6 protein-coding genes and 1 tRNA gene are annotated in these 8245 nt (G+C 38.8%); 4 read left to right on the forward strand and 3 right to left on the reverse strand.

All coding sequences use genetic code 11. The annotated features are described in order from the left end of the window. Window positions 1-253: 253 nt before the first annotated feature. From DXB63_RS17500 to DXB63_RS17510, 3 genes are read right to left on the reverse strand one after another with little or no spacing between them, the layout of a single operon-like run. Window positions 254-1099, reverse strand: coding sequence for a leucine-rich repeat domain-containing protein (locus tag DXB63_RS17500; protein ID WP_122348341.1), 846 nt, complete (start codon window positions 1097-1099; stop codon window positions 254-256). A gap of 18 nt (window positions 1100-1117) precedes the next feature. Beyond that, window positions 1118-1720, reverse strand: coding sequence for an FKBP-type peptidyl-prolyl cis-trans isomerase (locus DXB63_RS17505; RefSeq protein WP_122127677.1), 603 nt, complete (start codon window positions 1718-1720; stop codon window positions 1118-1120). A 21-nt stretch (window positions 1721-1741) separates the two neighbouring features. Next, window positions 1742-3283: a glycine--tRNA ligase gene (locus tag DXB63_RS17510; RefSeq protein ID WP_122127678.1), complete on the reverse strand. Its 1542-nt coding sequence runs from the start codon at window positions 3281-3283 to the stop codon at window positions 1742-1744. A gap of 118 nt (window positions 3284-3401) precedes the next feature. Here DXB63_RS17510 and DXB63_RS17515 point away from each other — a divergent pair, with 118 nt between their 5' ends. From DXB63_RS17515 to DXB63_RS17530, 4 genes are all read left to right on the forward strand, one after another. Next, a complete protein-coding gene (locus DXB63_RS17515) occupies window positions 3402-6080 on the forward strand; it encodes a DNA gyrase/topoisomerase IV subunit A (RefSeq protein WP_122127679.1) in 2679 nt (892 codons plus the stop codon). Window position 6081: 1 nt separating this feature from the next. Next, a complete protein-coding gene (locus DXB63_RS17520; RefSeq protein WP_122127680.1) occupies window positions 6082-6924 on the forward strand; it encodes a DUF3316 domain-containing protein in 843 nt (280 codons plus the stop codon). A gap of 11 nt (window positions 6925-6935) precedes the next feature. Continuing rightward, window positions 6936-7949 (forward strand): S41 family peptidase, encoded by a 1014-nt coding sequence (locus tag DXB63_RS17525; protein ID WP_122127681.1) that lies wholly within the window; start codon window positions 6936-6938, stop codon window positions 7947-7949. Between the two features lie 64 nt (window positions 7950-8013). After that, a tRNA-Leu gene (locus DXB63_RS17530) sits at window positions 8014-8095 on the forward strand. Window positions 8096-8245 lie beyond the last annotated feature (150 nt).

The following is an 8245-nucleotide window of genomic DNA, read 5'->3' on the forward strand; positions in this document are numbered from 1 at the left end:
ATATAGAATCAATTATAGAAACAAATAATTAACTGTCCAACTTTTGGGGTGCAGTTCATCTAAAATAGTGCCTTCACTTTTTCTAGTTATATATCAACAACTTACTTCCGAATAGTGATAAGTGAAGACAATAAAAACTTTATTTTGAATACAGTGTTTGACTGATAAAACCAGTCATTATTCACATCATATAAAAATGCCCTTACGTTTTCTCTTCCGTAAGGGCATTTCAAAGAATATATATCTGTTTACTTTAATCTACATAAGAAATAATGTCACCATATTCTTGCGTAATCCCTTCAATGACACTTGGTTCAAGTTGTTTTTTATGTCCGCTCCATAATGTGAGTTCAATCAGTTGATTCTCACTTACTCCTAATTTTGAAAGTTGACGGTTATTGCTCAAATCCAATGAAGTCAAATTGTTATCATCACAACGCAGATTGGCTAATGCTTCACACTTACTTAAGTCAAGAACGAATAACCCGCAACCCGAACAAAGCAAATCTGTTATTTTAGTATTCTTCTGCAAATTAAGCTCCTGAAGATTGGGATTTAAATCACAAGATAAAGCTATCAGTTCCGGACAAGTACTAACATTAATCTCTTCCAGTTGATTAGACATACACAATAACGCACGCATATCCGGATTATGGCTCAGGTCCAGTTTTGTAATGGCAGTATAGGCACAGTCTAATTCTCGCAATTTAGGATTATGAGATAAATCTATAACCGAAACATTAGGATTAAATTGAAATTGAAAAGTTTCCAATTCCGGAAAGAAACGCAAATCTTCCGTACTTTGAACATTACTCTCATTAATAGTGAGACTACCTACCAATGCCGCTTCTTTCTCAGAAATCTTACCATCACCATTCCGGTCTGCATGCTCTGCTATAGCAGCTTCAAGAAATGCCGCTTCACGAAATTCAAGAATAGGTGTATTATCTACCCATACTTTATCATCATCGTCATTATCGCCATTATCATCCTCATTTTTATCGCAAGCGTTTAATGTCAATGTTATACTTCCTAAAAAGAACAGCAAAGCACAAGAGTACAACAAACGCATCGGATTCAAATAAAAACTTCTTTTCATAACCGTATTGTTTATAGATTAATCTGTCTTTTTTTTCAACGGATTGATCTCCGCCAAATATAATTCAAAGATAAGATCCGAATATTTCGGAATGCTCCCTGATGCAGAAGAACCATAAGCCAGATTCCATGGAATATAAACTTCCCAAAGATCACCAACATGCATATCCTGTAAGGCTGTTGTCATACCTACTACAGATTTATTCAGATATAAAGTAGTGCGTCCGGCAGTCTCAGGTTTCAATTCATTAGAAATAAACGTTTCTTCAAAAATATCGCCATTAATCAGCTTTCCTCTATAACTGACACTTACTGAATCAGTATAAAACGGAGATACGGTACCGGCTCCTTTCTTTTTCACATGTACATAAACATAATTTTGAACATTAAAAGATGCTCCTAAATCCGTACTTCCATCCGGTGGCAAGTTCCATGCTTTTAAAACTTTCCAATTCGTATCCGCATTCAATGCCGCTGTATCAGCTATGGATTTAATATAGGTATCATTTCTTTCTTTCCAGTCATAATATTCACCTTCGTCTTTCGTCTCTTCGCAAGCAACAAACGAAAAGGCAAAGACAAACATTAACAAACTACCAATCAACCAATTATTCTTCTTCATATTAAGTTTCTTATGTTTCGCTTACATCAATGTCTTCAATAAGCTGGTAATGCTTACTTTATCGGCAATAATCTTATTCAAATCAGCGATGGCGACACGTTCCTGCTCCATCGTGTCACGATGACGAATCGTGACACAATTATCTTCCAAAGTCTGATGGTCAATAGTGATACAGAACGGAGTACCGATGGCATCCTGACGACGATAACGCTTTCCGATACTATCTTTCTCATCATAATTACAATGGAAGTGGAACTTCAAATCATCGATAATCTCTCGCGCTTTTTCTGGAAGCCCGTCTTTCTTTACCAACGGAAGAACTGCCAACTTCACCGGAGCCAAAGCTGCTGGAAGTTTCAAAACGACACGACTTTCGCCATTTTCCAACTGTTCTTCACAATAGGCAGCACTCATGATACTCAGGAACATACGGTCTACACCGATGGACGTTTCAATAACGTACGGAGTATAAGATTCGTTCAGTTCCGGATCAAAATATTTAATGCTCTTACCTGAATATTTCTCGTGTTGACTCAAGTCAAAGTTAGTACGTGAGTGGATGCCTTCAACTTCTTTAAATCCAAACGGCATTAAGAATTCAATATCTGTTGCGGCATTCGCATAATGAGCAAGTTTGTCATGGTCATGGAAACGATAATGGTCATCACCGAAGCCAAGAGCCTTATGCCACTTCAAGCGTGTTTCTTTCCATTTCTTAAACCACTCCAGTTCTGCACCGGGACGAACAAAAAATTGCATCTCCATCTGTTCGAATTCACGCATACGGAAAATGAATTGGCGTGCTACAATCTCGTTACGGAAAGCTTTACCAATCTGTGCAATACCGAAAGGAATCTTCATACGTCCAGTTTTCTGCACATTCAGGTAGTTTACAAAGATACCCTGAGCGGTTTCAGGACGGAGATAAATCTTCATCGCTCCATCAGCTGTAGAACCCATTTCCGTTGAAAACATTAAATTGAACTGACGAACTTCCGTCCAGTTCTTTGTACCGGAAATAGGACAAACAATCTCTTCATCAATAATAATCTGACGAAGTTCTTCCAGATTATTATCGTTCAAAGCTTTGGCGAAGCGTTCGTGCAAAGCGTCGCGTTTAGCCTGATGTTCCAACACACGTCCATTCGTAGAACGGAACTGAGCCTCATCAAAAGCATCACCGAATTTCTTAGCAGCCTTGGCTACTTCTTTATTTATCTTGTCGTCATACTTAGCCAGCTGATCTTCTATAAGAACATCGGCACGATAACGTTTCTTAGAATCTTTGTTGTCAATCAAGGGATCATTGAAGGCATCTACGTGTCCGGATGCTTTCCAAATAGTAGGGTGCATAAAGATGGCGGAATCAATACCGACGATATTCTCGTGAAGCAGCACCATGCTGTCCCACCAATATTTCTTTATGTTGTTTTTGAGTTCAACCCCCATCTGACCATAGTCATACACTGCTCCAAGCCCGTCATAAATATCACTCGAAGGGAATACAAAACCATACTCTTTGCAGTGTGATACTAATTTCTTAAAAACATCTTCTTGTGCCATTTTATTCTATATTTATTTCTTTCTATTTATATAAATAATGTGCAAAGTAAATGATTTTTTTCAATAAAAATCGTATTTTTGCCTGCATATGATACTACATTAAGGAATTTAAATATATATGAGCGACGATTTTATAGATAAAGAAGAGCAAAACGACGGAAATACATCTACGCCGGAAACGGAGCACTCCGATTACAAACCGGCAAGCACAATGGACGAAAATGTGAAGCATCAGCTTACTGGCATGTACCAAAGCTGGTTCTTGGATTATGCTTCTTACGTAATTCTGGAACGGGCCGTACCCCACATTAACGATGGATTGAAACCTGTGCAGCGCCGTATCTTACACTCCATGAAACGTTTGGACGACGGGCGCTATAATAAGGTTGCCAATATCGTAGGTCATACGATGCAATTTCACCCTCACGGAGATGCCTCTATCGGAGATGCCTTGGTACAATTGGGGCAGAAAGATTTGCTAATCGACTGTCAGGGTAACTGGGGGAATATACTGACCGGAGACGGGGCAGCCGCTCCACGTTATATAGAAGCACGCCTGTCTAAATTTGCTTTGGACATTGTTTTCAATCCGAAAACGACAGAATGGAAATCATCTTATGACGGAAGAAACAAAGAACCGATAACACTGCCGGTAAAATTCCCACTTCTCCTCGCTCAGGGAGTGGAAGGTATCGCTGTCGGGCTTTCTTCTAAAATACTGCCACACAACTTTAATGAATTGTGTGACGCTTCCATATCCTATCTGCATGGGCAACCGTTCAAACTTTACCCCGATTTCCAGACCGGAGGTTCGATAGATGTTTCAAAATACAATGACGGCGAACGTGGAGGCTCGGTAAAAATTCGTGCCAAAATCAATAAAATAGATAATAAGACATTGGCCATTACCGAAATTCCTTATGGGAAAACAACCTCCAGTGTTATTGAATCCATTCTGAAGGCCGTAGACAAAGGAAAAATTAAGATTCGTAAAGTAGATGATAACACATCTGCACAAGTTGAAATATTAGTTCATCTTGCACCTGGTGTTTCATCAGACAAAACGATAGATGCCCTTTATGCCTTTACGGACTGTGAAGTCAGCATCTCACCGAACTGTTGCGTTATCGACGATCAGAAACCGCACTTCTTGACTGTAAGTGACGTATTGAAAAAGTCGGCGGACAATACACTTGATTTGCTTCGCAAAGAGCTCCAAATTCGTAAAGACGAATTGCTTGATACGCTTCACTTTGCATCTCTTGAGAAAATATTCATTGAGGAACGTATTTATAAGGATAAAGAATTTGAACAAGCCAAGTCTATGGACGAAGCCTGTGAACACATTGATGAGAGGTTAACTCCATTCTATCCTATCCTTATCAGGGAGGTGACGAAAGAGGATATCCTCAAATTGATGGAGATCAAAATGGGACGAATCCTCAAATTCAACAAGGATAAAGCAGATGAATTCATCGCCAGGATGAAAGCAGAGATAGAAGAAATAGACAAGCACCTGGCCAATATTGTGGAATATACTACTGAATGGTTCAAGATGCTGAAAGAAAAATACGGAAAGAAATATCCACGACTAACCGAGCTTCGCAATTTCGACACCATCGAAGCTGCTAAAGTAGTAGAAGCCAACGAAAAACTATATATTAACCGTGAGGAAGGCTTTATCGGAACAGGATTGAAAAAAGATGAATATATTACGAACTGTTCGGATATTGACGATGTTATCATCTTCTACCGTGATGGAAAATATAAAGTAGTACGTGTGCAGGAAAAGATGTTTGTAGGTAAAAATATTCTCTATGTAAATGTCTTCAAGAAGAACGATAAACGCACGATCTACAATGTAGTCTATCGCGACGGGAAAGATGGGTTCCATTATATCAAACGATTTAATGTAACCGCTATGACTCGCGACAGAGAGTATGATCTTACACAAGGTACGGTAGGGTCTAAGGTTGTCTACTTTAGTGCAAATCCTAATGGAGAAGCCGAAGTTATTAAAATCACACTAAAGCCGAATCCTCGCATTAAGAAAATTATATTCGAAAAAGACTTTGGAGAGGTCCTTATCAAAGGACGTCAGTCTATGGGTAACATCTTAACTAAGAATGACGTACATAAGATTGGTTTAAAACAGCGTGGAGGTTCTACGCTTGGCGGACGGGAAGTCTGGTTTGACCGTGATGTTCTTCGTTTGAATTATGACGGACGAGGCGAATATCTGGGAGAATTCCAAAGTACCGACAGTATCCTTGTCATACTGAATAATGGTGAATTCTATACAACAAATTTCGATTTGAGCAACCATTATGAGGATAATGTAAGCATAGTCGAGAAATTCGACCCGCATAAAATTTGGTCTGCCGCTCTCTATGATGCCGATCAGCAAGGTTATCCATATTTAAAACGTTTTGCTTTGGAACCATCTTCACGCAAACAGAATTATTTGGGAGAGAACAAAGAAAACAAACTCATCCTGTTAACCGATGAATATTATCCTCGTCTGGAAGTAATTTTCGGAGGCCATGATAGTTTCCGTGAACCATTGACCATTGATGTTGACGAATTTATCGGAGTAAAGAGTTTTAAGGCTAAAGGAAAACGTATCACAACTTTTACCATTGAAACGATTAACGAACTGGAACCGACCCGTTTCCCGGAACCGAAAACCGAAACTTCCGATAACGTAGATATAGAACCGGAAATCTTAGACCCGGATGATGGAAAAAGCGATGGAGATATAATCGACGAGATCACCGGACAAATGAAACTGTTTTAATATGCAAAAGGGTAAGATACGATTGTTTATACTATTCTTATTCTTTAGCATTGCAGCAAATGCACAAGTGCTTGATAGCTTGCAGCGGCAGAGATATGTAACCCGTGCAACCATGTATGGAGCAGGTTATACAAATGTATATGATACCTATCTTTCGCCACAGGAGTATAAAGGCATTGAGTTTCGTTTGTCAAGAGAGTCCATCCGGATGACTAAACTTTTCGATGGAAATGTTTCCACGCAAAGTTTTTTCCAAGCTAATTTATCATATACAAAAAACAGGGCCGAAACAAGCAATGCTTTTGCCGGACTCGTAAATTGGAACTACGGACTTCATTATCAATTCCGGATTAATGAACATTTGAAATTTCTTGCCGGCGGAATGGGTGAGTTAAATGGTGGTTTTATCTACAATCTACGTAACTCGAACAATCCAGCTTCTGCCAAAGCTTACATTAACCTGGCAGCATCGGGCATGATTATTTATAACTTCAAGATAAAGCGTTATCCGATGACGTTGCGTTACCAACTGAACCTTCCACTGCTTGGAGTTATGTTTTCACCTGATCACCAGCAAACTTACTACGAGATTTTTACATTGGGTAATACCGATAATATCATCCGTTTTACATCTTTACACAATCAACCTTCGGCCAGACAAATGTTGAGTGTAGATTTTCCCGTACGTTACAGCAAGATGCGTTTCAGTTATCTTTGCGATATACAGCAATCTCACTTGAATGGATTACGTACACATACCTATTCTCATATATTTATGGTGGGATTTGTGAAAACACTTTATCGGATACGGAGCAAAGATCCGCAACCGATGCCGGCATATTGATAAATATAAGAATGAAAACAAATATATTATATTACTTATCTTTCATTATGATCATTACTTTCTCTTCCTGCATCCGGGAAGATCGTTTTGATGATAACCCCGAAGGTAACTTCGAGGCATTATGGAAGATCATAGATGAGCAATATTGTTTTCTTGATTACAAAAAACAAGAATATGGACTGGACTGGGATGATATATATGTACGATACAAACAACGAATTACGTTAAGCATGCCTTCTAACGGACTTTTTGAAGTATTGGGAGAGATGCTTGCCGAACTTAAAGACGGACATGTAAATCTATACTCCAGCAGTGATATTGCAAGATATTGGAAATGGTATGAAGACTATCCTGCCAATTTTAACGACAGTATCCACAAGTTATATTTAGGAACGGATTACAAAATAGCAAGCGGACTTAAATACAAAATATTAGATGATAACATTGGATACATATACTATGAGAGTTTCAGCTCCGCAATAGGCAACGGCAATATTGATCAGGTATTAAATGATATGGCTATTTGTGATGGAATCATTATTGATGTTCGAAATAACGGAGGAGGTACGATTACCAACGCATCAAAATTAGCCTCCCGATTTACCAATAAAAAGGTATTGACCGGCTATATTTTACATAAAAATGGTAAAGGGCATAATGATTTCAGTAAACCTGAGCCGATATATTTAGAACCATCCAATCGTATTCGCTGGCAAAAGAAAGTCGCAATTCTTACTAACAGACATTCTTACAGTGCCACAAATGATTTTGTAAATACGATGCGAATTCTTCCTAATGTTACCATTATCGGAGACCGGACCGGTGGCGGATCAGGCTTGCCTATATCCTCAGAATTACCAAATGGATGGAGTGTACGTTTCTCTTCCAGTCCGCACCTTGATGCCAAAATGAAGCATATTGAATTTGGAATTGATCCGGATCTTGAAGTTAATATGCAAAGAGAAGACATATTAAGAAACAGAGACACTATAATAGAAACAGCACGTACTTTTTTAAAGAAATAGAGAAAAATATTTGGCAATCCGGAAATTTTCTCTACCTTTGCACTCGCTAAAAACAAAAAACGCTGCGGCTGTGGCGTAATTGGTAGCCGCGCCAGACTTAGGATCTGGTGACGTGAGTCGTGGGGGTTCGAGTCCCTTCAGCCGCACAACACATCGAACATTTACGAACAAAAAACCTCTAAAACGTCTGTTTTAGAGGTTTTTTGTATACATAAATTAAGTTTCAAAAACCAATTCTGGACCAACGTAAAAACCTGAGGGATTAAGTCTAAATTCTTATCTTTGCCTCCCAATTA

Origin of the sequence: Bacteroides sp. OM05-12 (assembly GCF_003438995.1) — a bacterium.
Lineage (GTDB): Bacteria > Bacteroidota > Bacteroidia > Bacteroidales > Bacteroidaceae > Bacteroides.

What these genes read in the sequence shown, in the direction of transcription:
- DXB63_RS17520 (WP_122127680.1), top strand. Translation starts at nt 6,082, where the DNA reads ATGCAAAAGGGTAAGATACGATTGTTTATACTATTCTTATTCTTTAGC.
- DXB63_RS17505 (WP_122127677.1), bottom strand. Translation starts at nt 1,720, where the DNA reads ATGAAGAAGAATAATTGGTTGATTGGTAGTTTGTTAATGTTTGTCTTT.
- DXB63_RS17500 (WP_122348341.1), bottom strand. Translation starts at nt 1,099, where the DNA reads ATGAAAAGAAGTTTTTATTTGAATCCGATGCGTTTGTTGTACTCTTGT.
- DXB63_RS17515 (WP_122127679.1), top strand. Translation starts at nt 3,402, where the DNA reads ATGAGCGACGATTTTATAGATAAAGAAGAGCAAAACGACGGAAATACA.
- DXB63_RS17510 (WP_122127678.1), bottom strand. Translation starts at nt 3,283, where the DNA reads ATGGCACAAGAAGATGTTTTTAAGAAATTAGTATCACACTGCAAAGAG.
- DXB63_RS17525 (WP_122127681.1), top strand. Translation starts at nt 6,936, where the DNA reads ATGAAAACAAATATATTATATTACTTATCTTTCATTATGATCATTACT.